Annotated in this window: 20 protein-coding genes, 1 tRNA gene and 2 pseudogenes; 9 read left to right on the top strand and 14 right to left on the bottom strand. The window is 63.5% G+C overall.

Going from position 1 to position 24788, the window contains the following annotated elements; all coding sequences use genetic code 11:
* Positions 1–21 precede the first annotated feature (21 nt).
* Positions 22–1170 carry an amidohydrolase gene (locus ACQ86E_RS23010; RefSeq protein ID WP_431201939.1) on the top strand — a complete coding sequence of 383 codons (1149 nt, stop codon included), beginning with the start codon at positions 22–24 and terminating at the stop codon, positions 1168–1170.
* A 1-nt stretch (position 1171) separates the two neighbouring features.
* Here the strand turns inward: ACQ86E_RS23010 and ACQ86E_RS23005 are convergent, their stop codons facing one another.
* On the bottom strand, positions 1172–1360 hold the full coding sequence (locus ACQ86E_RS23005; RefSeq protein WP_431201938.1) for a hypothetical protein: 189 nt from the start codon (positions 1358–1360) through the stop codon (positions 1172–1174).
* An 88-nt stretch (positions 1361–1448) separates the two neighbouring features.
* On the opposite strand from ACQ86E_RS23005, the gene ACQ86E_RS23000 reads away from it, so the two are divergent.
* On the top strand, positions 1449–1964 hold the full coding sequence (locus ACQ86E_RS23000; RefSeq protein ID WP_431201937.1) for a ferritin-like domain-containing protein: 516 nt from the start codon (positions 1449–1451) through the stop codon (positions 1962–1964).
* Between the two features lie 70 nt (positions 1965–2034).
* Here ACQ86E_RS23000 and ACQ86E_RS22995 read toward each other — a convergent pair whose 3' ends face one another.
* Together ACQ86E_RS22995 and ACQ86E_RS22990 are read right to left on the bottom strand one after the other, a co-directional pair.
* Positions 2035–4083 (bottom strand): DUF2298 domain-containing protein, encoded by a 2049-nt coding sequence (locus tag ACQ86E_RS22995; protein WP_431201936.1) that lies wholly within the window; start codon positions 4081–4083, stop codon positions 2035–2037.
* A 133-nt stretch (positions 4084–4216) separates the two neighbouring features.
* Positions 4217–4933 carry a glycosyltransferase family 2 protein gene (locus ACQ86E_RS22990; protein ID WP_431201935.1) on the bottom strand — a complete coding sequence of 239 codons (717 nt, stop codon included), beginning with the start codon at positions 4931–4933 and terminating at the stop codon, positions 4217–4219.
* A 134-nt stretch (positions 4934–5067) separates the two neighbouring features.
* Between ACQ86E_RS22990 and ACQ86E_RS22985 the strand changes: the two genes are divergently transcribed.
* Positions 5068–5934: a hypothetical protein gene (locus ACQ86E_RS22985; protein WP_431201934.1), complete on the top strand. Its 867-nt coding sequence runs from the start codon at positions 5068–5070 to the stop codon at positions 5932–5934.
* A gap of 13 nt (positions 5935–5947) precedes the next feature.
* Here ACQ86E_RS22985 and ACQ86E_RS22980 read toward each other — a convergent pair whose 3' ends face one another.
* Complete coding sequence (locus tag ACQ86E_RS22980; RefSeq protein ID WP_431201933.1) at positions 5948–6253, bottom strand: PqqD family protein; 306 nt, start codon at positions 6251–6253, stop codon at positions 5948–5950.
* The gene (locus tag ACQ86E_RS22975; RefSeq protein ID WP_431201932.1) at positions 6254–7204 is read right to left on the bottom strand and encodes a nucleotidyltransferase family protein; all 951 of its coding nucleotides are present in this window, start codon (positions 7202–7204) and stop codon (positions 6254–6256) included.
* Between the two features lie 634 nt (positions 7205–7838).
* On the opposite strand from ACQ86E_RS22975, the gene glf reads away from it, so the two are divergent.
* Positions 7839–9005 (top strand): UDP-galactopyranose mutase, encoded by a 1167-nt coding sequence (gene glf / locus ACQ86E_RS22970; protein WP_431201931.1) that lies wholly within the window; start codon positions 7839–7841, stop codon positions 9003–9005.
* 50 nt (positions 9006–9055) lie between these two features.
* Here the strand turns inward: glf and ACQ86E_RS22965 are convergent, their stop codons facing one another.
* Positions 9056–10243: a CaiB/BaiF CoA transferase family protein gene (locus tag ACQ86E_RS22965; protein WP_431201930.1), complete on the bottom strand. Its 1188-nt coding sequence runs from the start codon at positions 10241–10243 to the stop codon at positions 9056–9058.
* Positions 10244–10560: 317 nt separating this feature from the next.
* Here ACQ86E_RS22965 and ACQ86E_RS22960 point away from each other — a divergent pair, with 317 nt between their 5' ends.
* On the top strand, positions 10561–10800 hold the full coding sequence (locus ACQ86E_RS22960) for a hypothetical protein (protein WP_431201929.1): 240 nt from the start codon (positions 10561–10563) through the stop codon (positions 10798–10800).
* Between the two features lie 122 nt (positions 10801–10922).
* On the opposite strand, the gene ACQ86E_RS22955 is transcribed toward ACQ86E_RS22960, so the two are convergent.
* From ACQ86E_RS22955 to ACQ86E_RS22940, 4 genes are read right to left on the bottom strand one after another with little or no spacing between them, the layout of a single operon-like run.
* Positions 10923–13373, bottom strand: a complete 2451-nt coding sequence (locus ACQ86E_RS22955; protein ID WP_431201928.1) for an NHLP bacteriocin export ABC transporter permease/ATPase subunit — start codon at positions 13371–13373, stop codon at positions 10923–10925.
* Entirely contained in the window at positions 13337–13747 is a 411-nt protein-coding gene (locus tag ACQ86E_RS22950; RefSeq protein WP_431201927.1) for a hypothetical protein, read from the bottom strand. Before ACQ86E_RS22950 ends, ACQ86E_RS22955 begins: the two co-directional genes overlap by 37 nt.
* Positions 13748–13800: 53 nt before the next feature.
* Positions 13801–15966 (bottom strand): NHLP family bacteriocin export ABC transporter peptidase/permease/ATPase subunit, encoded by a 2166-nt coding sequence (locus ACQ86E_RS22945; RefSeq protein WP_431201926.1) that lies wholly within the window; start codon positions 15964–15966, stop codon positions 13801–13803.
* Positions 15959–17224: an NHLP bacteriocin system secretion protein gene (locus tag ACQ86E_RS22940; RefSeq protein WP_431201925.1), complete on the bottom strand. Its 1266-nt coding sequence runs from the start codon at positions 17222–17224 to the stop codon at positions 15959–15961. The genes ACQ86E_RS22945 and ACQ86E_RS22940 overlap by 8 nt, the downstream gene beginning before the upstream one ends.
* 33 nt (positions 17225–17257) lie before the next feature.
* On the opposite strand from ACQ86E_RS22940, the gene ACQ86E_RS22935 reads away from it, so the two are divergent.
* On the top strand, positions 17258–17878 hold the full coding sequence (locus ACQ86E_RS22935) for a hypothetical protein (protein WP_431201924.1): 621 nt from the start codon (positions 17258–17260) through the stop codon (positions 17876–17878).
* A 287-nt stretch (positions 17879–18165) separates the two neighbouring features.
* Here ACQ86E_RS22935 and ACQ86E_RS22930 read toward each other — a convergent pair whose 3' ends face one another.
* Both ACQ86E_RS22930 and ACQ86E_RS22925 read right to left on the bottom strand, forming a co-directional pair.
* Positions 18166–18393 carry a hypothetical protein gene (locus tag ACQ86E_RS22930; protein WP_431201923.1) on the bottom strand — a complete coding sequence of 76 codons (228 nt, stop codon included), beginning with the start codon at positions 18391–18393 and terminating at the stop codon, positions 18166–18168.
* A 133-nt stretch (positions 18394–18526) separates the two neighbouring features.
* A pseudogene (locus ACQ86E_RS22925) lies at positions 18527–18658 on the bottom strand (AI-2E family transporter); the annotation flags it as partial.
* Between the two features lie 200 nt (positions 18659–18858).
* Here ACQ86E_RS22925 and ACQ86E_RS22920 point away from each other — a divergent pair.
* Positions 18859–20103, top strand: a complete 1245-nt coding sequence (locus ACQ86E_RS22920; protein WP_431201922.1) for an APC family permease — start codon at positions 18859–18861, stop codon at positions 20101–20103.
* Between the two features lie 89 nt (positions 20104–20192).
* Here ACQ86E_RS22920 and ACQ86E_RS22915 read toward each other — a convergent pair.
* Positions 20193–20267, bottom strand: a tRNA-Gln gene (locus ACQ86E_RS22915).
* Positions 20268–20526: 259 nt separating this feature from the next.
* Between ACQ86E_RS22915 and ACQ86E_RS22910 the strand changes: the two are divergent.
* Positions 20527–22306, top strand: a pseudogene (locus ACQ86E_RS22910) (acyl-CoA dehydrogenase).
* A gap of 63 nt (positions 22307–22369) precedes the next feature.
* On the opposite strand, the gene ACQ86E_RS22905 reads toward ACQ86E_RS22910, so the two are convergent.
* The gene (locus ACQ86E_RS22905) at positions 22370–23605 is read right to left on the bottom strand and encodes an MFS transporter (RefSeq protein WP_431201921.1); all 1236 of its coding nucleotides are present in this window, start codon (positions 23603–23605) and stop codon (positions 22370–22372) included.
* A 278-nt stretch (positions 23606–23883) separates the two neighbouring features.
* On the opposite strand from ACQ86E_RS22905, the gene ACQ86E_RS22900 reads away from it, so the two are divergent.
* A complete protein-coding gene (locus ACQ86E_RS22900) occupies positions 23884–24642 on the top strand; it encodes an enoyl-CoA hydratase-related protein (RefSeq protein WP_431201920.1) in 759 nt (252 codons plus the stop codon).
* Positions 24643–24788: the final 146 nt, after the last annotated feature.

Here is a 24788-nt window from a genome sequence, read left to right as displayed (position 1 = left end):
TCCTTGCGAAAGACCCCCGCCTTGACCCCCGAACTGCATCAGAAACTGACCCAATGGCGCCGGCACCTGCATGCCCATCCGGAACTGGGCCTCCACGAGAAGGCCACTGCCGCCTTCGTGCAGGACAGGCTCACCGAGCTCGGCATTCCCTTCGAGGCCGATATCGGCGGCCATGGTGTCGTTGCGACCTTGACACGCGGGCATGCGCAGGGCCGCGTCGGCCTGCGCGCCGACATGGATGCGCTGCCGATCACCGAGGATACCGGGCTTGGCTACGCCTCGAAAAATCCCGGCGTGATGCATGCCTGCGGACATGACGGGCACACCGCCTCGCTGCTCGGCGCGGCCGCGCTGCTGGCCGCCGACACCAGTTGGAGCGGCACCGTCGACTTCATCTTTCAGCCCGCCGAGGAAGGACTCGGCGGCGCGCGCGCGATGGTCGGCGCGGGCCTGTTCGAGCGCTTTCCGATGACGCGGGTGTTCGGCTTCCACAACTGGCCGGGGCTTCCTGCCGGCACCATCGCGGTGCATGACGGCGTCGTCATGGCCTCCGGCGGACGCGTCAGCATCGCCATCGAGGGCCACGCCGGACATGCCGGCATGCCGCATCTGACCCGCGATCCCGTGATGGCGGCGGGCCATCTGATCGTGGCGCTGCAATCGATCGTGGCGCGCGGCGTCGATCCGCTCGATACCGCCGTGCTCTCGCTCTGCACGCTGGAAGGCGGCAAGGCGCGCAACCAGATCGCAGGACGCGTCGAAATCGGCGGCACCCTGCGCTATCACCGCGACGCCGTGAAGGACATCATGGTGGCGCGGATCGAACAGATCTGCGCCGGCATCGCCACCAGCTTCGACGTCAAGGTCACGCCCGAGATTGTCATGGGCGTCGGCGTGGTGGTCAATACACCTGACGAAGCCGGCCTCGCGCGCCTCGCCGCCGAGAAGATGCAGGCCGAGGTGCGGCGCGATCTCGCGCCCAGCATGGCCGGCGAGGATTTCGCCTTCTATCTTCAAAAGCGCCCCGGCGCCTTCGTCTGGATCGGCAACGGCGGATTGCGCGACGGCGCCGAGCTGCACGGCCCGCGCTACGATTTCAACGACGCAATCCTGCCCGTTGCGTCCAGCTGGATGGCGGAAGTCGCCAGGACGGCGCTCAGCGCGAACTAGGTCAAGCCGGCTTGGCGGGATGGGCGGTTCGCGGGTGGCGATCGTGCAGCAGCCGCGCGAGGGCCTCGCGTTCCCCCGCATGGCCTTTCATCGCCGTCTCGAACAGCGCCTCCTGGATGTCCCGCGGCATATCGCCCCAGACGTCCATGGCGGCCTGGCCCAGCAATTCGGCAAAACGTGCGTCGGCCATGTCGCTACTCCCTGTTCGGCTTCGGGATAGGAACGACAGCCGCCCGCCGACGTTCCACTCCCTTCATTGCGAAACGGAGATGATTGATATGGGACTCTTCACCAAGGACATCAAATCGATGGACGACCTGCTGATCCACGGTCTGCAGGACATCTACTATGCGGAGCAGCAGATCCTGAAGGCGCTGCCGACGATGATCGACAAGGCCACCAACCGGGACCTCGTGGCCGGCCTCACCAACCATCTGGAGGAGACCAACAAGCAGGTCGAACGGCTCCAGAAGGCCTTCGCGAAGCTCGGCAAGGAGCCGAGCGGGACGCAGTGCCCGGCCATCGACGGCATCATCAAGGAGGCCAACGAGACCGCGAGCGAGATCGAGGACAAGGCCGTGCTGGACGCCGCCATCGTCGCCAACGCGCAGGCCGTCGAGCACTACGAGATGTGCCGCTACGGCACGCTGATCGCCTGGGCCGAAGAGCTCGGACACGACGAAATCGTGCGCTTCCTGACCACGAACCTGAATGAAGAGAAGGCCGCCAACACCAAGCTGAACACGGTGGCCTTGCGCAAGGGCGTCAACGCCAAGGCGTCGAACGCAGCTTAAACGGATGTCGTCGCCGGTGCGGCTCTGCAGGCTCGTGGAGCCGCACCAAGCGGAAATCAGACCTCGCGATCTAGCGGGAGGCTCGATCGATTTCCACGATTGCGGTTCCGCTGTTGCTATCCTGCACAACCGAGCCGAGACTCAGCAGCTTCGCCTCATCGAGCGCCGGATACCGTTCGCGCTCGAACTTTCCCACGATGACGTATCGCACATGGTAGCGTTGAAGAAATTGCCGTCGAAAGGCATCATCGCCGCCAGTGAAGAAGCGATCCACTTCATCGCCGCGGGACGCGACGCCCTTTTCAAGTCCCCGCCACAGCCATTCATGGACTTTCCAACCGATCACGGTAGGAATGCCCGTTGCCGTTGAGATGCGGGCTCCATAGGTGAAGCTGTCGGAGGCGGCTTCAAGAACGGACTCGCCCGGCTTCGGTGGATGATTGCGCAGATAGCGAACAGCTTGCGCGTCGCCGGGAGCGAGTTCGTCCAGAAACCTGTCACCGTTCAACGAGAGCGATCTTCCCGGCCGCGGCCGCAATTCCTGATCGTAACAAAACCAGCCGTATGAGATCGAGAACGCGAAGATGACGCATCCCAGCATCCCCCAGGCCAGGCGCACGGTGTCGGAGCGGCCGTATGCGAGGACCGCCGCAATCGCCACCGGCGCTGCAATACCCAGCATGACATAGGCCTGATAGGTCGTCTTGAACATCGTGTTGGCGCGCTGGTACTCGTCGCCGTAGATATCCTTCACGGCAACGAGTTCAGGTACCGCCAGCAGCATCAGCGACATCCCGAACAGCAGGCCGGCGAAGACGAGCGCGCGCCGCGCTTCGGGCGGAATGCCCCTGAAGGCGCCCTGCACCGCGAGAGCACCGGCACCTCCTACGAGATATTGCACGCCGTAGAGGGCAAGGAGTTGCCAAAAGGGTGAGGCATGGCGCGGCAGCGTCAGACCACGAGAGAAGGAGTGGAAGTCAATCCAGAACGGTGATGCCAGCAACATGGCAGAGATCGCGCATGCAAGGCCCACGATCGCACCAATCGCAATCGCTCTGGCACGACCGGTCCCCTCGGTCAGTTCCGCCACCGATACCGCAAGTCCGAGCACGGCCAGATAGATCGGCAGGTCCCAGGTGTTGCCCATGCCGGACCAGGCCAGCAGCAGACAGAACGCAACCAGGTAAGCACACCCCCGTCGAAAGCGGCCCGGCCCCTTCAGCGAGCGAGAGGGCGCAAGCCGGTGCATCAAGACACCTGCACCAAGCAGCAGCATCGACATCACGATCGGCAGATTCAGCACGTGCGCGTGGAGATCGCCGACATAGACGCTGTAGGCCGGAAACTCCGTGATCGTCTTGTCCAGGGTCGGCGGATCATAACCGATGAACCTGACGGAATTTGTGAAGCGGTAGGGCATGGTGGGCGGCGACATCCAGCCCAGCATTTGAAGCCGCGGCCGCATCCAGCCATAGATCAGCGAGTGAGAATTTCCACCAAAGACCAGCGCAGAGGCGCCTGCGAATGCGATGAAATGGATCTGCCCCCGACTTAGTCGCGGAAGATGCCGCGCCAGCCAGCGGATCAGCTCAAACGCTCCGATGCCGAGAGCCGCGAATATGTGGGCAAAAGCGATATTGTAACCGAACGCCGAGGGAATGTGGGCAAGCTTGATCAGCCCGGCAGAAACGGCGTGTCCGAAATAGTAATAGTTCAGAGTTGCACCTGCGAACCAGGGGTCCGGAGGAGGCAGCGTCGGGCTGAGCAGGAGAGAATTGACGAATGCCCAGTTCGTGAATTTCTCAAGCCCGAATATGTCGGGCCTGAGACTGCGGATCAGGAGGGTCGCCGCAAAGAACAGCAGATAGACGGACTCTCCGGCGACGATCTTTTTCCAGTGCAGAGTCGCGCGCGGAAGCTGCCCGCGCGGCCAGACCAGAGCCACGGCGACGAGGACGAGAGAAAGCAGCGAAGCGGCAAGAGCCGGCAGGCCCCAGCTCAGAACCCCGAAGGACGAGATCAGCCAGGCAATGTAGACAAGGAGCGGCCCTGCGACACACCGGGCAAAAGCCCATGCGCAGCCGGCCCCCGAGGAAACAAGCTCCGGCTGATCGGCCATACAAGGAGCGTGAGCACGCCGATCATCGCGTACCATTGCACGACCGGAACGAGGTCCAGCATGGAAACTATCCTGCTCCGCAATGTCGGGACCGGCTCAGCATTTTGCGGACGTCCCCATCAGAAAGCTCAATTCATTTCCACGATGCAGCAAGTCTGAATCGTGCAATGGCGGCAACTCCCTTGGAGCAGAATTTGAAGAGGCGAATCGGCTTCAGAGTAGAGGCCGAACCAAGCCGCGGGCGATGCACGACACGCCTTTGGACGACGTCGCCGCCGTTGTTAACCAGATAGATCGCAAGCAGAACTGCAGGTATCGGATTGGATGGATCTATCCACTGCTTCGCGACGATCCAATGCCGCATCCTCACAAGCTTGAACGGCGTTCCCGCGTCGACCGGAGACACGCGAAACAGGACGCTGACCAGGCCCTTCATCATCATCGACAGAACGGTGCGGTGCCAGCCATCGTACCGGGGCACACGAACTCCCAAGACTGCTTGCCTGCCCTCGAATTCGCGCCAGTGAGCGCTGAAATCGTTCAGCGCGACCTGGCAGTCGCTATCGAGCAGAAGAACAGACTCACCGCGCGCTGCGCCAAGCCCCGTATGAACCGCCGGCCCGTGCCCGGCATTCTCCTGGTGAATGTATCGGATCCTGGGGTCGGTCGCGGCTCGATCGGCCACGATCCTTGCGGTCGCATCCACGCTGCCGTCATCGACGACAATGATCTCCGCACTTGGAACGACCGGTACAACCTGCGCAACAACCTCGTCGAGTGCCGCCCCGATCGTCCTTTCCTCGTTATAAGCCGGCATTACGATGCTGAGTTTGACGCCTGAGCCGTCCATTCCAGATCATTCCCTAGCCTCGCCTGCAGCCCCTGTGCAGCGCGATCCCTTGGGCTCCGGCACGCTTGCGGTACTGCCCTCCGGCTTTTAGCATCGCACCCAGCAGAAACAACAGCGAACGTTTGTGGAGCATTGTGCCCAGAGCCATCATCCAACTCGGCGACCAACGGATCGCAATCGACGTCCCCGATCTTCTCTGGGAAGACATCAAGATCAGCTTCGGCAATCACCTTCAAGATGCATCGTCAGAGCCGCTCTCGAAGCAGGTCCTGGTGACGTCGGACAGGGACAATTTCTTCACGGTGGCGGATGCTCACGGCAGCTCTGAAGGTGTGCCCAGAGCGGACGTGACGAGCCTTGTCATGGACGCGGTCATAACCGCCCTCATCGAGGACGTTTCGAGTTCGATCGTACTACATGCGGGAGCCGTGGCGCTCCAGACCAACGCGGCCGTCATCGTTGGGCCGACAGGCGCTGGAAAATCGTCACTGGTCGCTTGGCTTGTCGATCGGGGCTTTCAGTACCTTACCGATGAGATCGTGCTCGCATCGGACGACACCGCGATATCGGGATTTTCCCGGGCGCTCGTGATGAAACCGGGTAGCTACGAGTTCGTAAGGCGGCTGCCCAACCTCGCCGGCGCCAAGGTCATCCCCGCGGGCAGCAATCACCTCGTTCGGCCCCCGAGCCCAGATCAGGCTCACGGGCTTCGGTGTGCACTGCTGCTGTTCGTCAAGTTCAGCGCTGGAAGCGACCTTGAGCTCAGGCTCGGGAGCCGCGCCGGGGTCGCGTCCGCCCTGGTCGAGGCGAACCTCAACGCGCGCAACTTTGCCGATGGCGGCTTTGTTTCACTCACCGCCTTAGCGAGGCGCATTCCCGGAATCTTCCTGACCTACGGACATTTCGATCAACTCGCCGATCGACTAGGTCCCCTGCTGCGGAAATCTCTCGAAAAGCAGTATGCGCCCGAAAGCTACGGAAAATTATTTGCTTCGCTGTGAGCGGCAGGAAACCTCAGGGCAGCGGTGGCAGAGGTTCGATCGTTCCACGCTTCAACAGGAATGAAATTGCTTCGGAAACGTCCGCAGCGATCTCGGCTCGTGCCTCCGGATAATGAACCGACAGCACATCGGTGATGTCCGCAGACGTGCGCGTTCCGTCGCAGAGCTTCCATATTACCGTCGCGGTTTCGTTCAGATGAATGACCTCATGCTGCGTCGTGCAATACAGCAGAGCCTCGCCATCAATTTCATCTGAAATGAAATCGTTGCGCTTCTGCCAAACGATGGCGGCACCTTGTCCCTTGTCGCCGGCGGGCATTTAGGCACTCCTCAACAAGGCGCGACATGCCCGGCGTCTCCACACGGCCGAGGACGACGAAGTGTCGCTGTAGGGTGAGGCACCTATCACGCGCTGCATCAGGGCGACCGCACGTCTCCTGCGCACCGGCACCGGAACTGCTCCTGCGAGTTCACGGCAACGCTCTTCCCTGAAAAGCCTGAATGCCATCTCAAGGCCGACTGCAAGAGCCAAATGCGCCCGAGAGCGCAGGAGAAGCGTTTCCAACGCGCCCTCGTCCCCACGTGGCAGGCGCCGCGCCGCCTGGCAAACATCGACGATCTGGCGCAAGTGCCGAAAGCCATCGATGGCTCCGTGAAGCGCAGCCGTGACCAGATAGCCAACGGCCGGCGGCACACTTGCAATATCTTCATAGGCCAGCGAGCATTTGCGTCTCATCCGGGGATCATGAACCAAGTTGGTATGCACCTCGACCATCACGCCTGTGTTGTTCCGGGATAACCACTTTCGTTCGCTTCCGTCGGACGACTCCTGCGCCAGCCAGAATCCGAGAGACTCGAGAATGGATGCGACCCGGCTGTTGGCGTCGATCGATATCAGCAGATCGATATCAGTAAACGTTCGCAGGAACGGGGCTGGGTAGAGCGCTCGCGCGAAGGTCGGGCCCTTTACCATGACTCCTGGCACGCCCTGCATGGAAGTTTCCAGCAGGTCCGCGTGAGCCCGGAGCACCAGTGAATGGGCCGCCGCCATATCTCTTCGTGTCTGCGCGTACCGACGAACTTCAGAAAACTGGTCGTCCGGGTGAGACTCCGCGAACTTGCGCAGTACAGCCGGCAGCACCCCGTGCGCGCAGGCTAGATCGATGAGATATCGCGAGGCCGAAAGTGACAGCTTTGGAGGGGGAGCTTGCCGGGACCGCTCGGGATCAGAACCATAAATCAGCCAAAGCGCCAGTGCGTCCCCCGACATTATGGATCGACCTCACGCCCTCAAACTACGGCGTCGGAGTTGGCGTTACCGTGGCAGTAGGCGTTGGTGTTCCCGTCGGCGTTCCGGTCGGAGTCGGGGTTCCTGTTGGCGTCCCGGTGGGGGTCGGGGTTCCTGTCGGCGTTCCCGTGGGAGTTGGCGTCCCTGTAGGCGTCGCGGTTCCCGTCGGGGTTGGCGTGCCCGTGCCGGTTGGGGTCGGCGTTGGCTTGGTATTCCCGGGCGGAGAAGCTTGAGCGTGAGCAGGGGAAGCAATCAACTCTATCGCTGGCTTGACCCATTTATCGGGCAATGAGATCGCAGCGGTGACGCCGGAAATCGTCGCGACTACCAATACCTTTCGACGGTCCCAATAGCCGTCCTTCTGCATTCCCATACTCAATTCTCAATATTCTCAATTTTCGGCTACGCCGCCAGGCGACAGAGCCTCATTTACCTGTACAAATTGACTGTGCGGAAACGGGATGTCAATGAAGACGGCCGAACCACTAAAACAGCATTGTGTGCCTACGTTCTCAAGAATGAGCGGGCCTTTGTCTACCGTCATTTTCTCAATTGTCGATGACAGTACTAGAACACAGGCCATCATCGCCTAAGAAATAAGCAATAAGTCTTCGAAATGTCAGTACTCCGCGAATGGCTTGTTGTCGGTGCCGGATTTACTGGAGCAACAGTCGCGCGGCGCCTGGCCGAGGATTTCGACGTCAAGGTTCTGCTGATCGACCAGCGACCTCATCTGGCGGGCAATGCCTACGACAGCCGGGAACCGACCGGAGAACTCGTTCACCGGTACGGCCCGCATATCTTTCATACCAACAGCCCTGCGGTCTTCGGCTTTCTCTCTCGCTTCACGAGTTGGCGCTCATATCAGCATAGAGTTGGAGCCATGATCGATGGAACGCTCGTACCCCTGCCGTTCGGGTTCGGAGCCATCGACACGCTTCTTCCGGAAAGAGCGGAGCGACTGAAGAACGCCTTGAGCGAAACGTACGGAATCGACGCGCGTGTCCCGATTGGTCGTCTTGCGACCTCATCGGATCGACAGCTTCAGGAATTGGCTGAGTTCATCCTGGAAAACGTATTCCGGAATTATTCACGGCGACAATGGGGACGCGAACTGGATGAGCTCGATGCCTCCGTTGCGGCTCGGGTGCCCGTCGCAATTTCATATGACGAGCGCTACTTCGCGGATAGCTTCCAGGGAATTCCGAGCGAGGGATACACGGAACTCTTCAGGCGAATGCTCGATCATCCCAACATCTCCGTCCAGCTGAGCACGAAGTACGAAACTTTAGCGCCGACGCAGAAAGCATTGCCGACGGTCCACACAGGGGCGATCGATGACTTCCACGACTTCGAATTTGGAATGCTGCCCTACCGGAGCATGGACTTTGAGTACGTCCATTTCGACAGGCCGTTCGCCCAACCTTTTCCGACGATCAATCTTCCTTCCAGCCCATCGCACATTCGAAGTACGGAATATGCATGGCTCACCGGTGAAGCGAATGGCAGCTCGGTGATCGTCCGGGAAAGTCCGAGACCTCACGAATGGGGGAAGACCGATCCGCACTACCCCATTCCAATGCGGTCGACGAAGGATATCGCGGACAAGTATTTCAATGCAGCCAGGCGGTTACGCGGAAAACTATGGTTTGCGGGCAGATTGGGTGACTACCAATATTACAACATGGACCAGGCCTGCGCCCGCGGACATGCTCTCGTCGATAAGGAATTGCGGCAGGTTCTGCCTCACGCGAGGACGCTGGACACCCGTCTCGAAATCTAGGTCGTGTTCGCACTGCAAAGCGGCGCATCCCAAAACCACGGTCAACTGCGCTAGATGATCCCGCCCTTCCGAAGCGCCGCGATCGCCGCTGGGTCATAGCCGAGCTCGGCCAGCACCAGATCGGTATGCTCGCCGAGCGTCGGCGGGCGGCTTGCGATTTCACCCGGCGTCTCCGACAGTCGGACCGCGGCGCGGGCGACCGGCGCGGGCTTCGGCAAGCCGGGATAATCGACGTCCTGCAGGAAGCCGGCGGCGCGGATGTGGGGATGATCCAGCGCCTGTTGCGGGCTCAGCACGGGCCCGGTCGGAATCATCGCCTTGCCCAGCGTGTCGACGGCCTCCTGCGTGGTGCGTTCGGCGCACCAGCGCGCCATGCGCTCGCTGATGACGGGGCCATTGTTGCCACGGCTGATGTCATCGGCAAAGCGCGGATCGTTCAGCCACTGCTCCTCCTCGCCCATCAGCTTCGCCCAGCGCTTGAACAGCGGATGCCCCGTGACCTGGCACAGCACCCAGCCGTCTTTGGTGCGGTAGATGTCGGCGGGTGCTGCGGTCTGGCCGAGATTCCCCGTCGGCACGCGGTTGACTTTGATGACGGCCTGCTCGATCAGCGTGGCATTGGTGAAGGACAGCGCGGTTGCGAGCAGCGCGCCCTCGACGACCTGCCCGCGGCCTGATTTTGCCCGCTCCATCAGCGCGGCGAGCGTGCCGAACGCGCAATGCAGCGCGGTGCCGAAATCGACCCAGTTCACCGCGGCCCGATACGGCGGGTCGCCGGCGCCGGTCATGTAGACCGAGCCCGACATGACTTGGCCGACCCCGTCGAAGCCGACGCGGTCGGACCATGGCCCCGGTCCGCCGAACGCGGTCGCCGTCGTCAGGATGATGTCCGGCTTGATCGCCTTCAGGGAATCGTAGTCGAGCCTCATCGCCTGCAGCGTCTGCGGAGGCAGGTTGGCGACGACGACATCGGCGGTCTTGATCAGCCGGCGCATCACCTCCTGCCCTTCCGGCTTCATCGGGTCGAGCGTGATGCACTTCTTGTTGCGGTTGACCTGAAGGAACAGCGCGCCTTCGCCGCCTTCGCCGACCGGCGCCACGAAGCGATCCTCGCTGCCGTCGCGCTTCTCCACGCGAATGACCTCGGCGCCGAATTCGGCCAGCATGGTCGCGCAATAGGGCCCGGCGATATAGCGCCCGAAATCGAGGACGCGCACGCCCTCCAGAACTCCTCCCATCGATCCCATCCCTTCCATGTTCCTGCCAGATTACAGGGACTGGCTGGCACGGCAAGCCGGCAACGGACATTGGCCTGCGCTCGAGATGTGATCGGCGGCCGGTTTCGGCCGGCGGACATTGTGCTGCTCGGCGATGGGAATGAACCCGCACGAGGGATGCGAGTTACCTGGACATTCCTGACAAGACCAGCACCCCAGCGACAAAATCACGGCCGCCCGCACCAGCGTGATTCCAGTCACGGCGAGCAGCGGACGCGTGCGGCATCCTGTCCACAGTTGCGAGGATGATCCCGCAGCGTCAAGACAGGTGAGATAACATGGCCCATCAGATCAACAACGACGGCGCGAACTTTGAACTCTCGATCGAACAGCTCGATGAAGTCGCCGGCGGCGGCTGGTTCAGCAGCGCCACGCACTGGCTCGGCAACCAACTCCACGACGCAGGCCAGGCCATCGGCAAATTCCTCTCGAGCACGCCGGTTGCCGTGATTGCCGGCATCTTCGTCGGCGGCGGCGCGATTGTCGTCGGTGGTCAGGCCGCGACGAAGCAGAACTGAGCCTGAAGCGCGAGGCAAGACGCCTGATTCAATTCACAACGACGAAACTCCCGGACCGCAGTCCGGGAGTTTTTTGCTGTCATCGCTGCCACCGGTCACCTCGGTATCATCGCCGGCGCATCTCACAGCATCTGTCGCCGCGCGAATTGCGAGAAGGTCCCTCCGGCGGCGCTCAGCTCCTCGAACGTCCCGGTCTCGACGATCTTGCCGTCGACCAGCACGATGATCCGGTCGGCGCGCTGCACGGTGCTGAGCCGGTGCGCGATCACGATCCGGGTGACGTTGAGGTTTTCCAGTGCATCGCTGACGATGGCCTGGGACCGATTGTCCAGCGAACTCGTCGCCTCGTCGAACAGCAAGACGCGCGGACGCCGCGCGATGGCGCGCGCGATCATGATGCGCTGCCGCTGTCCTCCGGAGAGCGTGCTGACACCTTCCGACACCTGGGTCAGCATGCCCATCGGCATCGCCTTGATGTCGTCTTCGATTCCAGCAAGGCGCGCAGCTTCCCAGGCCTGGTCGAGCGGCAGCCGGAGCCCGCCGCAGATGTTCTCGTAGATGGTTCCGTTCGCCAGCTTCGCGCTCTGCAGCACGACGCCAAGCTGGCGTCGCACGGCGCCGGCATCCAGCGTCCCGATCGATTTTCCGTCGTAGAACACCGCGCCCGATTCCGGGTGCTCGAACCCGAGGAGAAGCCGGAATAAGGACGATTTGCCGCTTCCGGACGGACCGACGATCGCGACGTATTCGCCCGGCGCAATCTTCAGTGTGACGTTGTCGAGCACCATGGGGCCGCTCGAAAGATACCGGAACGAGACGCGCGCAAGCTCGATCGATCCGGACAGCTCTCCCGGCGATGTCCGGTCGTCGGAAATTTCCGTGGGGCTGGCGATGAGAGGCCGCAGCCGGACCAGCGGCGGTATCGCGATGAGCGCCTCGCTCAAGCCGCCGGCCCAGGCGCCGATGGCGCCCATCGCCTGGCCGAAGGCGGAAAAGAACGCAAAGAAGGTGCCGATGTCCTTCAACAGATTGCTGTCGGAATAAGCCGCATAGGCGAAGATGATCAGCGTCGCGATGGTGGGAAACGCCGTTTCGAACGCACCGAGGCCGTTGCCCGCGACCTGCGACGACACGAAATACTGCTTCTGGGCCGCGAACTGCCTCGACCAGATTCCGAGCGCGCGCTGCGTCGCCCCCGATACCCGCAGCTTGCCGACGCCCGTGAGTAATTGAAGGACAAATCCGCTGACCTTGCCCTGCTGATTGAAGTGCTTCGTCTCGAAATGCAGCCGGATCAGGTTGGTGCTGACGATCGCAGCCGCCCTGACTGACGTCAGCGCAAGCGCGATCAGCGCCAGTCCGGGACTGTAATAGAGCATCAAGCCAAGGCTGAACACGCAGAACAGGCCGGCGATCATCCCGCGCAGCGCGTGGCCGGTCAGGGCACGGCGCGCTGCGTCGATGCCCATCGCGCGGTCGACCAGCTCGCCGGCCGTGAACTCCCGGAAGATGGCGGTCGGCAGCCTGAGCAGACGATCGATCATCGCGGCCTGCAATCGCCAGTCGATCGTCGCTTCCATCCGGAGCATGACGAGGCCTTGCATGACCTGCACACCGGCCACCGACAGCGCCGTCAGACCCAGCGCCAGCGCGCAGAACACCAGCTGGTCGAGCTCCGACCTCGGGATGATCGAGCTGATCAGCAGATTGGTGACGAAGGGCGTCACCAGTGACAGCAGCCCGATCACGGCGACCGCCAGCGCGATCCGCATGCCGCTGCCCCGCGCGTAGCGCAGCGCGAATTGAAGAAGGTCGGTGAACCCCAGGGATCGCGACGGCAGCGGCGGATAAAACATCGCAGCTTCCGGGGCGATCTGCATCGCCACGGAGCGATCGACCCGACGACGAACTTTCGTCAGCGGATCGATCATGACGTATCCACGGCCCGTCTCGTAGACCAGAGCGACGGGCTCGCGCTGCTCGCCAAGCCAGCCGACCAGCGGGCCGGCATCGGTTCGCCACCAATCCGACCGGAGCAACACCTGTCGCAGCCGCAGGCGGGCATCCTGCGCGATCTGGGCAAGGCCGGTAAAATCCTGCCGGGCGCCGTCGATCCGTCCGGAGATCGCAATCGGCGTGCGCATCGCGCTGCCGACGATCTGGCAGACGCCGGCCAGCCGGTCCGATCTGGATGCATCGTCCGTGTCGCGATCGAAGCGCCGCACGATGATGCCGGACAGGCGATCGAAGGCTTCGATCGATTGCGCGGCCGCGAGCGCGTTCCGGTTCGCCAGACGCTCGCTTTCGTCCAGCCGCTCACGGGCCAGCCTGCCCTGCACGCATGCAACGAAGCTCTGGTGAAACCGATCGATCGCCGGCCAGATCGCGCCGACGGCCGGTCCTGCGCTGGTGGCGATCGCGGCACACCCCTCCTCGCCCGCCTCGACCCACAGGCCGGACGTCAAAGGCAGCGGATGGCTTCCAGCCGCGTAAGCCGTCCCTGCTCCCATCAGCCTGAGCTGGCCGCGCTCCACGGTCAGCCAGAGCAGGCCCGCATCGGACCGCGGCCGCACGCGCCTGGCGGCAATGCCGCCTCCCCTTCCGCCACTTCGGCCAACTGCCACAGCGGCGCCGGTCCCGCAACGAAGCGCGCGAGCCGCTCGATCCAGCGCGTTGCCTGGGCCTCTGATGACAGCTCGGCTCTGCAACGTGCCGAGGCGCGCGAGCCGTCGGTTCCGACCGCAATGAAACTCAAGCCGCCGGCGGACCGCAAATCGGAAACGATGTCTCCGCTCTCGACCCGAAACAGATGATGTCTGCCGCCGTATCCTCCGTCGCCGACATCAACGGCAAAAATGTCGACATGGCCGGCGACAATCTCGAGCACCCAGCCATGGTGATCGAGCAGGATGGGACGGCGGCTATCCAGCGCCAGCGCGATCGGCAATTCCGCCGACGCGACTAGGCTCGCACCCGACACAATGCTTTCGACGTGACCCGTCATTCCTGCGACACCAGTCGCGCATACTCGCCGCCGAGCGCCAGCAGCGCCTCGTGCGTTCCGCGCTCGGCGACCTTGCCCTGACGCAACACGACGATCTCGTCGCAATCCCTGATCGTGCTCAGCCGATGCGCGATGATGATGCAGGTGCAGCCGGAGCGGCGCAGATTGTCGTCGATCGCCTTCTCCGTGACCGGATCGAGCGCGGCGGTCGCCTCGTCGAGAACCACGATGGAGGGACGGCCGACGAGAGCGCGGGCGATCTCGATGCGCTGACGCTGCCCGCCGCTGAAATTCGTTCCGCCCTCGTTGACATAGGATTCGTAATTGCCGGCCCTGATGGCGATCTCGTCCTGGATCTCGCCGTCCTTCAGCGCCCGGGTCAGGTCGACATCCGCAACGGTCCGGTCCCACAGCGTGAGATTGTCGCGCACCGTTCCCTCGAACAGGAAGATGTCCTGGTCCACATAGGCGATGGAGTTCGCCAGGATGTTTGGCGGGACATCCTGGAGCGGAGCACCGTCAATCAGGATTTCACCCGCCCACGGCTTGTTGAGGCCGCAGATCAGGCGGCCCAGCGTCGACTTTCCGCTGCCGGACGCGCCGACGAGCGCCACGCGCGATCCCGGACTGACCGCGATCGAGAGATCGGCGATCAGAGGCGGCTCGAGCAGCGAATAGCCGAACTGCACGTTCCGGAGCTCGATGCGTCCGGCGAGCTTGGCAGGGAAGCGCTGGCCCGATGCATCGTCCTTCGCCGTGTCGCCGAGCGGATAGTTGTAGACGTCTTCGAGGCGGTCGAGCGCCCCTCGGATCAATTGAAATCCGCCGGCCTGATTGACGAGCGTCGCCACCGGCTCGGAGAAGCTCGCCATCAGCGACTGGAAGGCGACGAGGCTGCCGAGCGTCAGCGATCCCTCGATGACCCGCAGACCCCCGAGGATCAGGATCGCCGTCATGGTCATTCCGGAGATCAATGTCGGGATCATATCGAGCATGATCGAGGACGAGGCCAGATCGCGCTCGGCATTCAGAACCTTGGCCTGGATGCCGGACCATTGTCCGAACGCCTCGTCTTCGAGACCGCTCGCCTTGATCGTCTCGATCGACCTGACTATGCTGACGACCGCTCCCAGCGACTTGCCGCGCTCCTGCGACAGTCCGCGGCTGAGATCCTCCCGGCGCCGGTGTGAGAGCCGCAGGGACAGGACGTTGAGCAGCGACAGGCCGATGCAGATCGCGGCCAGCCACACATCGTAGATCGCCATTGCGGCGGCAAAGAATACGACGGAGGTGAGATTGAGCACATTCGCGGCGATGCCCCCTGCCAGCAGCCGCGCGATCTGCTCGTTGGCGGCGACGCGCGTCGCGATGTCGCCGGCGTGACGCTGGGTGAAGAACTCCATCGGCAGTGCCATCACCCGCCAGAGAAACCGGCTGATCATCACCACCGAGAGCTTCGTCTGCAGCCTCAGCAGCAGCGATTGCTGCAGCAGCGTCAGAATCGTGCGGATCAAAGCGGTGATGGCCATGCCGACCAGCAGCGGCCGCAGCCACCCCGTCAGATGCTGGATCAGGATGTCGTCGATGAAGATCTTCGAGAAGCTCGCGGCGACGAGGCCGGGAATGACCATGACGAAGCTGAGCAGGACAAGCAGTCCGACCGCTGCCTTCGAGCCGCGCAGCTCGCGGACCAGCAGGCGCAGCCCGCCGGGCTTGCTGCCTTGCGGAACGAAGCCGGCGTCCGGCTCCATGGTGAGCACGACGCCGGTAAAACTCCTGTCGAGTTCGTCGATGCCGATCCGGCGGCGCCCGAAAGCGGGGTCGTTGATGTAGGCGTACTTTTCCTCGATCCCGTCGAGGACGACGAAATGGTTGAAGTTCCAGTGAATGATGCACGGCGTCGGCGCCGAGCGCAGTGTCGCGAGCTCCTGCCGGAATCCCTTGGCGGACAGGCCGAAGCGGCGCGCCGCCCTGACGACGTTGCTCGCCTTGCTGCCGTCGCGCGAGACGCCGCATTCGACGCGCAATTGTTCGAGCGGCACCCACCGGCCATGAAACGCCAGCACCATGGCGAGGCAGGCCGCGCCGCATTCCGCCGCTTCCATCTGCAGAATCGTCGGCGTCTTCTTGATTGCAGGGGTCGGTGAAGCCTGACTATCCATCGACCCCGGTCAGCTTCCTGAGGAGGGGGACGACGAGATCCAGCGGGCGCCGGTTTCGGGTGGTGATTTCGGCCTGGGCTAGGGTGCCGCTGGTCAGGTGAACCTGCGGCCCCCGTCCGACCGCCCATCGATATCCGCTCACCGTCGACGCATCGGGATTCAGCGACACGGCGACCGCGTAAGGCGCGCCGTCATGCGAGAACACCTTGACGAGCTGATCGTTGTGAAGGACGGCCGTCATACCCTGGGGGGTCACGGGAAATTCGGAGACGCTGGAGACGACCCCGATCATCGTGCCGAATTCCTCGCGCTTGACGGTGCTCGGCGCCACGCGCACCTGGAAGCCTGGCTTGACGCTCTTGCCCCGATCCGCGGGGATATAGACGACCGCCTCGAGCTTCGCGCCCTCGTCCTCGATCAGAACGACCGGCGTGCCGACGCCAAGGACCGAGCCGGTCGACGTCTTGATCTCCAGCACGCGCCCGGCAATCGGACTCAAGACCTGCGAATTACGTCCCAGGGTTCCCGCCAGCGCCTGCATTTCCCGGCGCGCATTGTTGGCCGCGAACTCGGCCTGCTGCAGTTCGCGCGCGCGCTGGGTTTCGAGGTCAGTCTTTTGCGCGTGAAGCTTGAGGATTTCGTTCTGCGAATCGGTCCGCCGCTGCTGGGCTTCGGTCAGTTCGAGGCGGCGGTCCTCCAGCGTCTTGCGCGTGGTCAGGCCCTTTGCCATCAGCTGCTCGAGGTTCTTCACGTCGATATCGAGCGACTGAACGCGCTGGCCCGTCGCCTCGATCACCTTGTTGAAGGCGGCCTCAAGCTTCTCGAAGTTGGAAGCCTTGACGGCAAGCTCGGCCGCGACCTTCGCGGCCATGTCATCGTGCTCGCGCTGACGCTCCCTATACGTTTCCGCGGCGTTGCCGTATTTTTGCTCGATCTCGGTTTGCGAGATCTGCGCGATCACCTGCCCGCGCTCGACATGGTCGCCGACCGACACGCCGAGCGACGCGAGCCGTCCTTCCGCGGCGGAGACCGCATCGACGACGCGGCCGCTGCCGACCAGGATTCCCTGCCCCGAGACGCGCGACGGGATCCGGCCGAAAATGCCCCAGACGATCGCCGCGATCAGCGAAGCCGTGACGACGGCGGCGAAGATCCAGTCGGCCGGCCTGGTGATCGCGACGAGATGGTCGAGCTCGTCGGGCGATGCCGCACGCTGCAACGCGCTGGCGCGAAAAATCTGTTCGGCAGCGATGGTCACAGTTCAATCCCCCGTCGCCGTCCGAGAATGCGATTGAGCGATCTGCCCTGCGGCGTTAAGCTCGCGACGAGACCGGATCGAACCTGTCGAGGCGAAAGAGATCGGACGCAGCTGATGAGACGGCAAACGGATCGCATCACACCTGTCGCAACGGCACGCGTGTTCGCCGCACGGTGCGCAGGGCGATGCCTTGGCGTTCTGCTCGCCACCAATGTGTGCGTGAACGCGTGCCTGGCCGGCGTTCTCAGCCAGGCCGATCTGAAGAAGGTCGAGGATCTCCGGCCGATGTTCGCGGGCCTGATGGGCGATCTCGTCCAGACCGCGAAGCGGCCCGACATCACCGCCGTCGATGCAGATTGCGTCAAGTCCACGATGCAGAACCTTGTCGAGATTTCGCAAGAGCTGTCCAGTTACGAGTATCTGATCACGATCGAGAAGGAGCTGACCAACGTCGGCGAGAACGATCCGACCCGCGATGTCGTGAGATTTGCCATCGATCAATCGACCAGCATCCTTGCAAGCCAGCGTAAGAAGATTGCGCAGCTTCCCGATCAATGTACGAGATCCGCGCTGGCGCTGGCCAAGTCCCAACAGGCGCTTCAAGTCGTGGACACCACAGCCGGGATTCTCGGTTCTATTCGCTCCCGGCTTTGAGCCGCCCGATCGCCGCGCGCGACGACGGAATGGAGACCGCCGATGGCGGTGACGGCTGACGGGCGTGTCGCATAGGGTCGGACCTTGCCGGATCGTGATCTGAAAGAAGTCATTCGATCGGATGATGCGCTGCGAATTATTGACGGGCCTGTCCGGCAAAATATTCCATGACCGGCCCGGTTGCGCGGTGATCGTCGTCACATTGGGCGACGCGCATCCTTCAATTGAACATCCCGGGCCGAAGGCCCGGGATACGCAGGTTGAACAGCTGTGGACCTGGCTGGCCGTCAAGACATTCTGTGCGGCACGGTCGGGCCCGGGCCCGGACCCGTTGGGGGATGCGTAATCACCTTGATGATGGCTTCCGCGACTTTCAACCCATCGTGCTTGAGCCAGTCCCAGGCTGAGGACGCTTCGTGCTTGATCCAGCCCCACAGGCCGCCACCCGCGACGGCATCGAGCTCTTCGAGGGACAGTTCGCAATTTGCAAAGTCGTTGTTCTTGGGAATGCTCATCGTGTGTCTCCCGCTGACGCTGCGAGTCCATCCCGCAACCGCGGACAGCATGTCGGCGCGCCGCCGAAGCTGCTGTGATCCCGGTCACCCGGTCGTCATCGGCGGTGTTTTTGTCGCTGCGATCCGAAGGATCTCACGGGGCTATTGTGGCGGCAGGGTCATTCGTCTGTCCGGTTGCCGAAAATATGTCCCACAGCGCGATGAATATGGCCGCGATGACAGGGCCGATGACGAAGCCGTTCAGACCGAACGCTTCGATCCCGCCGGGCCCGGTTGGCGGCCGGGACGGACAGAATGCCCCATGGGACGACTGGACGCGATGGATTGCGCTGGATCAACCCGCGGAGCACGCGCGATGCCACAAGCGAGGCACCGCTGCATTGGCGCTTCTGAGCGTGAAAACGTCCGAGCTGCCAACGACCGCTGCAGAACCCAGGGCGGCTATTTCGCTGAGGAGAACTTTGAATGTCTGCCCTGCCTGCGCCAGCACAAGAGGCCTCACCACGCCTTGTCCGGGCGCTGACACTGCCACACGCGGTTCTGTACGGGATGGGCGTCACCATCGGAGCCGGCATCTACGTTCTCGTCGGCATTGCTGCCGGACGCAGTGGCATGCACGCGCCTCTTGCCTTCGTTGGCGCAGCACTCGTCATGGCCTTTAGCGCGGCATCATTCGCGGAATTGGGTACGCGCATGCCGGTGAGCGCCAGCGAGGCGGCTTATGTACAGGCTGCATTCAAGCGCAACTGGCTCAGTTTGGCCGTCGGGCTTCTCGTGGTCGCGACCGCATCGGTATCGGCCGCCACGATCAGCGTTGGCAGTTCGGGTTATGTTGCGGTCTTTGTCTCTGCACCGGCGTCCTGGATCATTGCTGCGGTTGTCCTGGCGATGGGCGGCTTGGCGTGCCTCGCTACTGTCCAATCGGTCACTTTCGCGGGTGCCATGACGCTTGTCGAAGTCGGCGGCCTGGGGCTGATCATTGTTGCCGGCCTCGGCCACGGCACCGACGTTGTCGCCCGCCTTCCAGAGCTCTGGCCTTCGGTCGGTGATGCCGCAGCCTGGACCGGAATCGCCGGGACATCACTCATCGCGGTGTTTGCCTTCATCGGGTTCGAGCATGTCGTCAACGTTGCAGAGGAGCTGAAGGATCCCAGTCGGACCCTGCCCCGCGCGCTGTTCCTGACCCTGGGTCTGACCGCCCTCATCTACGCCATGGTCGTATGGATCGCCGTGACGGCAGTGCCTCCACAGGAACTCTCGCAGTCCTCAGCGCCCCTTGCTCTCGTCTTCGAACGTCTCACCGGCATGCCACTCATCACCATGAGTGCAATTGCCGTGGTGGCGACACTCAACGGCATCATTGTTCATATGATCATGATTGGCCGGGTGATCTACGGTCTTGCCGATCAGGGCAACCTGCCGAGGGTCCTCGCAAGACTGAACCCGGTCACGCACACGCCTCTTCTGGCGACCGCGATTGGCGTCGCGGCTATTTTATCGCTCGCGCTGGCGGTTCCTCTTGCTGGCCTTGCGGATCTGACGGCGCGCTTCACGCTCGTGGTCTTCGCCACCATCAATCTCGCGCTCATCAAGATCAAAAGCGGCAACGACGTGCCGCCGCCGGGTGCATTCATCTGCCCGCACTGGGTGCCGTTCGCGGGCCTGATCTCCAGTGTTATGCTTCTTGCGCTCGATCTCATCATTCGATGACGCCATCGAAGGGCCTGGTCCAGCCTGTCGCAGAGCCGTGCAGCCAGCCAGATCGGTTTTGCACGCAATTTCAGCGGGAGCAGAGCTCTTGGCTGGGGCGGGAGGGATCGAACCTCCGAATGGCGGAATCAAAATCCGCTGCCTTACCGCTTGGCTACGCCCCAACAGGCGACGAACGGAACGGGGCGGAAGAACCGGCACCCGCGGATTCCCTTCGGTCGCAGCCGGTCTATAGGGAGAGAAGCGGCATTTCAACCGCCTGAAGGGGCAAAATACCACAGCCCCCGGCCTGGCGTCCGCCATGCTCTATTATAGGCCGTGCAACAGGCTGTTCCGGACCGGCGCCGGACCGGCATCCCGCCCATTGAGACCTCCGCCGTTTCATGGGAATACGGCGCCAATATCCGTCCCCGGGAGTGAGTCATGACCTACCGCGCGCCGATCTCTGACATGCTGCTGTCGCTCAATCATGGTGCCGGCCTCAAGGCCGCCGTGGAGGCCGGCCATTACGGCGATTTCGACGCCGACATCGCGGCCGCCGTGCTGGAGGAAGCCGGCAAGTTCGCAACCGACGTGCTGGCACCGCTCAACAAGGTCGGCGACCAGCACGGCATCAAGCTCGATGCCGGCAAGGTCACGACCGCGCCGGGCTGGCCCGATGCCTACAAGCGCTGGACCGAGGGCGGCTGGAACGCCGTCTCCGGGCCGGAGGATTTCGGCGGCCAGGGCCTGCCGATCGCGATCAACGCCGCCTGCACCGAGATCTGGAGCGCCGCCAACGTCGCCTTCGGTCTCTGCCCGCTGCTGACGGCCTCGGCGATCGAGGCGCTCGATGCTCATGGCAGCGACGAACTGAAGAAGATTTATCTCGAAAAGCTCGTCTCCGGCGAATGGACCGGCACGATGCAGCTGACCGAGCCGCAGGCCGGCTCCGACGTCGGCGCGCTGCGCACCCGCGCCGACAAGCAGGCCGACGGCACCTATCGCATCAAGGGGACGAAGATCTTCATCACCTATGGCGAGCACGACATGACCGACAACATCGTGCATTTCGTGCTGGCGCGCCTGCCCGACGCGCCCGCCGGCACCAAGGGGATCTCGCTCTTTCTCGTGCCGAAGTTCATGGTCAAGGCCGACGGCTCGCTGGGGCAGCGCAACGACATCTTCGCCAGCGGCGTCGAGCACAAGCTCGGCATGCATGCCTCGCCGACCTGCACCATGACCATGGGCGACCATGGCGGCGCAATCGGCTTTTTGATCGGCGAAGAGAACCAGGGCATGCGCTGCATGTTCACGATGATGAACCAGGCCCGGCTCGGCGTCGGCCTCGAAGGCGTCGGCGTCGCCGATCGCGCCTATCAGCAGGCGCTGTCTTATGCACAGGAGCGCAAGCAGGGCCGTTCGATCGGCAAGAAGGGCGAGGGCTCGGACGCGATCTTCGTGCATCCCGACGTCAAGCGCATGCTGATGCGGATGCGGGCGCAGACCGCGGCCGCGCGCACCATCTGCTATGCCACCGCGGTTGCGCTCGACGTCTCGACCCGCGCCAAGGATCCGAAGGTCAGGGCTGATGCCGCCGCGCGCGCGGCACTGCTGACGCCAATGGCAAAGGGCTATTCCACCGATATCGGCAACGAGGTCGCCTATCTCGGCGTGCAGGTGCATGGCGGCATGGGCTTCATCGAGGAGACCGGCGCCGCGCAGCACTATCGCGATGCGCGCATCACCGCGATCTACGAGGGCACCAACGGCATCCAGGCGATCGACCTCGTCACACGCAAGCTGGCGGCCAATGGCGGCGCGGCCGTCTGGGCACTGCTCGACGAGCTCGCCGCAACAGTCAGCCAGGTCGAGGCGTCCAACGATCCCGCCTTCGGTACCACGGGGACAAAGCTGCGCGAGGCGGCTCGAGGCCCTGACGCGCACCAGCAAATGGCTGCTGGAGCGCATTGCGTCCGCGCCGAACGACGCGCTCGCCGGTGCGACGCCGTATCTGCAGCAGTTCGGCGCGACGCTCGGCGGCTGCATGCTGGCCTCCGAGGCGCTCGCGGCGAAGGCCGAGGGCATTGCGGACGCTGCGCGCTACGTCTCGCTCGCGCGCTTCTTCGCCGAGAACATCACGGTGCAGGCCGGCGCGCTGGAGCGTACCGTGACGGAGAGCGCGGAGTCGGTCGCGGCCGCGGATGCGGTGTTGCTGGGATAGGCTGCTTACCACCAGCGCGGTTCGTAGCCCGGATGGAGCGAAGCGTAATCCGGGCTACAGCCGCTACAACGCCGCGAGCTTCGCCCTTGCCCCCGGCCGCCACAGCACGATCCCCGCAGCCACGAGATCGAGCACTACGCACATCGCGAACGCCGTCGTGTAGTTGCCGGTGAAGCTCCGCGCGAGGCCGACGATGCCGGGGCCGAAGGCGCTGACGATGCCGCTGATCGAGGTGCCCAATCCCATCGCCGCGGCGAAGGCGGCAGAACCGATCTCGCGCTGGATGATCAAGGGCGGGAACGTGATCATGTTGCCGATCGAGAAGCCGTAGACCGCACAGCACGCCAGCAGCACCGCAGGACTCGTGCTTTGCAGCAGCACGAACAGCGCCGCCGCCTGGCTCGTCATCGACGCTGCGCAGGCAAGCCGCGGATCGAGCCGGTCGACGAACAGGCCGAGCGACAGGCGGCCGACCACTGCCATCGCCGCCATGATGGTGACGGCAAGACCGGCGCTGGCACGGCCGATCAGCGGCTCCAGAAACGTCACCTGGTGGATGATGAATCCCATCTGCGCCAGCAACGCGATCGCGATGGGGAGCACCATGGTCCAGAACGCGGCGCTGGCGAGCAGCGTCTTGCGGGAATGAGCCGGTGCGGCCGCGGCCCCACCGGTGCGCCCGCCCGTTATCCGCACGCTCTCGGCCGGCCAACCGATGAAGCCAACCACCACCGGCAGCACCAGCACCACCATCACGATCGTAGCCACCAGCATGGCCGAGCGAAAGCCGATGCTGCCGGTCAGCGACAGCAGCAGCGGAACAAGGACGATGCCGCCGCAGGTCGCGCCGTTGAAGGCGAGGCTCAGCGCGAGCCCGCGGCGCCGTTCGAACCAGGAGTTCAGCACGGTCGCGATCACCACGGTCCCCATGCCGGTCCAGCCGACTGACATCAGCGCATAGGCCAGATAGAGTTGCCAGGACGTCTGCATCAGCGCCAGCAGCACGGTCGAAGCGGCGAGCGCGGCCAGGCCGCACAGGATCAGCGACCGCAGCCCGATGCGGGCCAGCAGATCGTCGGTGAAGATGACGAGGACGGCGGTGAGCAGAAACGAGAAGGTGCTGGCCGCGGAGACCAGCGTGCCCGGCCAGCCGTGGGCGCGCTGAAGCTCGGCGAGATAGACCCCCTGCCCGTAGAGGCCGAAGCCGAACATGAAGAAGGCCATCAGGAAGCAGGCCAGCACGACCCGCCAGCCGCGGTAGTGCAGCGAGGATTCGTCAACGCCCGTTGCGGCAATCATCAATCGAGCAATCGGCCAAAGGGAACGGCATGGGGCAATCGTGCCTCACAACCACTGGTTTTTCAAATGAAACATTGTAGCCAATTGTTGCAGCGCGCAATTGCATGTGGAAATGGTGCGGCCGGCGGGATCCGAAGCCGTACGGTTCGCAGGCGTCATGCGCCGGGGGCCCTCCTCGAAAAGGTCGCGTGGGCGGATTGGCACGTCTGCAAGATCATGTAGGCTGACGCTTACGGGACTCGCCAAATGCAAGCATCGCGGCGACCGCAGGGGGCTACATGCCGAACGGCAACATCATCGTCACCGAGGAGCGCGGAACGCGCGTCATCACCCTGCGCCGCCCGGGCAAGAAGAACGCCATCACGCAGGACATGTATCGCGAGATGAGCCGCGCGATCGACACCGCGCAGAACAATCCCGACATCCGCTGCATGATCGTTACCGGCGGCTCCGGAGTGTTCACCGCCGGCGACGACATCGATGATTTTCTCAAGGCCGACGCCTCGCGCCCGGATACCCTGTCGGACGGCGCGAAATTCCTCTATTCGCTGGCCCTCAACGTCAAGCCGATCATTGCCGCCGTGGACGGCGCGTCGATCGGCATGGGTACAGTGATGCTGTTCCACTGCGACTACGTGCTCGCCTCGAACGCTGCGACCTTCTCCGCGCCCTATATCCCTCTCGGGCTCGTGCCGGTCGGCGCCGCCAGCCTCCTGATGCCGAACACGATGGGATATCAGCGCGCCTTTGCGATGCTGGTGATGGGGCGGACCTTCACCGCGGCGGAGGCGCATCATGCCGGCTTCGTCAACACCGTGGTCTCGCCGGGACATACCGAAGTCGAGGCGCGCAAGGTGGCGCGCGAGATCTGCCGGCTGCCCGCCGAGGCGGTCGCGACCTCGCGCAAATTGCTGCGCGCCGCGCCCGAAGAGCTCACCCGCCGCATCGATCAGGAAGCCCATCTGTTCGGCGAGCGGCTGAAATCGGATGACGCGATGGCCGCGTTCAATACTTTCGTGAATAGGAAGAAAAGATAAATTGCGGCCGGTTCGGCCAATGGCTGTCATTCCGGGGCGCGACGAAGTCGCGAACACGGAATCCATTCATCCACCAACTCTGCCGCACGATGGATTCCGGGCTCGCGCTGCGCGCGCCCCGGAATGACGGAGGCAGCGAGAACTTT

The organism is Bradyrhizobium betae (assembly GCF_050632175.1).
Lineage (GTDB): Bacteria > Pseudomonadota > Alphaproteobacteria > Rhizobiales > Xanthobacteraceae > Bradyrhizobium > Bradyrhizobium betae_B.
The sequence above is the reverse complement of the archived record's forward strand: the minus strand, read 5'-3'. Positions and strand labels throughout refer to the sequence as shown.